We start from the raw sequence: 2,193 nt of genomic DNA, 5'->3' as shown, positions 1-2,193 counted from the left end.
GGTACCCCAACACGACCGGTGCCGTCAGTGCCGCGTGGTGGAGCAGCACGATGCGCAGGAACCGGTCGAGGCTGCCGGCCATCAGGGGGAACGTGTCGCCCTCACCGGTCCGGAAGCCGTGGTGCACCTCGCCGGTGCGACCGTTGAGCAGGATGGGCGCCCCCTGGAAGGTTCCGAGCCCTTCCAGGAGTTCGGGGTCGCCGTCAGCGGGTCGCAGCGCCTGCGATGCGATGTCTGTCGTTCGGAGCCCCGCGAGGCCGTCGGTGAGGAGCCAGCCGCCCTCTGCCATGAACCGCCGGGTGCCGTCGTCCCGAATGGCCGCAGGAATCCGCTCCTCCGCGAGCGGGTGGCACGCTCCCGGCCCGAACGCCCAGTCCTGCTCCAGGGCTTCACGGCTCACCGCCCCGGTCAACGGGAGGGCGGGCTCCGGCCAAGCCGCCCGGCCGGCCACGCCGTACCCGGGGTTCGAGTGCGGTACGGACGGGAGCCGGGCCATCCGCTCCTCGTCCACCAGCGCACCGAACAGACCGCACCGACCGGAGAACACCCACAACGTGCCCCCCGGCGTGCCGGACGGCGCACACTGCACGGCCTCGTCCACCGCACCGGGCACCCACGGCAACCGCCGCGCCAACTCCGCGCGCTCCGACGCGTCGAAGGACGACCACGCCCCGTTCACCCGCCGCACCGCGCGGCCGGTCCCGTCGTCCTCCTCGACCTCCTCCAGCAGGTCCTCACCCGGACCGCCGAGGAACTCCCCCGTCCCCACGTCCCACAGCCACTCGTGCTCGACGTCCCAGTCGTCCTCGTCCTCCCGGCGGATCGCGAAGGCGACACCGCCCTCCTCCCGCTCCACCAGGTGCACCTCGTCGGCGAGGGGAATCGGATCGGCCAGCGGCGCGAGCCCGCTCGGCCACTGCCACCGCGACCACACCGTCCGCCACGGAAGGCTCGCCCGCGCCGCCACTCGGTCCGCGGCCTCGTCCTGTCCCCGGCTCACCAGCGCGTGGTGGACCCAGGCCAGCCACTCCTCATGGCTCGCCGGCGCAGCCAGTCCCTCCTGCAGCAGGCACTGCAGGTCACCGGCGATCCCGCCGAGCGGCACGCCCTCCGGGTACGCCAACGCCAGGCCCAGGCCCAGCCCGTACCACCCCGACTCCACCAGGAAATCCGGATCGGAGAGCCACTCCCCCAACTCCCCCGCCAACGCCGCATGCACCGGCCGTGCCGCATGCACGTACCCGGCCGCAGCCGGCTCCTCCCGCAGCCCCAGCACGGCCCGGTGCACCGCGCGCTGCTGGTCCGCGGTAATCGGCAAGTGCTCCCGTACGGCCCGGTGTTCCCCCACCCCGATGAACCCCACGCCGTCGGAGCCGAGCACCAACAGGTGATGCTGCTCGGCGAATTCCTCCAAAGCCGCAGCCGCCACCGGCACGCCGCCCAACGCCTCGACGAACGCCCGCCACACCGCCACCGGCGCACGGAACGTCTCCGATGCAGCTGCAGCCCGCAACCAGCACGTCTGCTGACCGGAGAGATCAGCCAACCGGATCGGCCGGGCGGGCGCAGCGGAAGCGGCTTCCCCGACCACCACCGGCACGCCCAGCTGCTCACGTGCATGGTGCCGGGCCCACAGCCGGACCCTCGCCGGCTCCTCCGCCGACGCCACCAACGGGCCCGCGGCGCCGACCCGGTCGAGCACCAACTGCTTTGCCACACCGGCCTCTCCCACCGACCGCATCGCCTCGGCGACCACCACCTCCAGGCTCAACCCCGCGCAGTCGATCCGCACGATCCCCTCCACGGCTCCTCTTCCCCTCGACATCATCACCACGGCCGCTCGGCAGTTCATGATCTCCTGCCGCCGGCCGGCCGGTAGCCGCACCTCCGCCAGGCCGAGGGCAAGGAGAACCCGTCATCCGGCTCCAAGTCGACGGACCTCAGGCCGGAGTATGCGCCGTGCGCCATCCGAAGCTCCGCGCCTCACGTGGGGATCTCGCCGATCCGCGTAAGGCGGATCGGGTGGTGCGGGAGGCAGAACAGCTGCAACCGCCGGCTCACGTGCGTTCGCTGTGACAGTCGCGCGTCGGGGCCCCGATCAGCTCACTGCCGGGCGGTGGGGGCTCTATTCGGGAGCCTCCTGCCACAGGTCGAGCAGGGTCGGCGCGAAGTACTTCTGCTCCCAGAACCCGG

Annotated in this window: 1 pseudogene; it reads right to left on the bottom strand. The window is 72.5% G+C overall.

Annotated elements, in window-relative coordinates:
• A pseudogene (locus tag ABZ641_RS34060) lies at nucleotides 1–1,804 on the bottom strand (hypothetical protein); the annotation flags it as partial.
• Nucleotides 1,805–2,193 lie beyond the last annotated feature (389 nt).

Origin of the sequence: Kitasatospora sp. NPDC007106 (genome assembly GCF_040634455.1) — a bacterium.
GTDB classification, from domain to species: domain Bacteria; phylum Actinomycetota; class Actinomycetes; order Streptomycetales; family Streptomycetaceae; genus Kitasatospora; species Kitasatospora arboriphila.
Note: the sequence above shows the minus strand (reverse complement) of the source record. Positions and strands in the feature narration are given on the sequence as shown.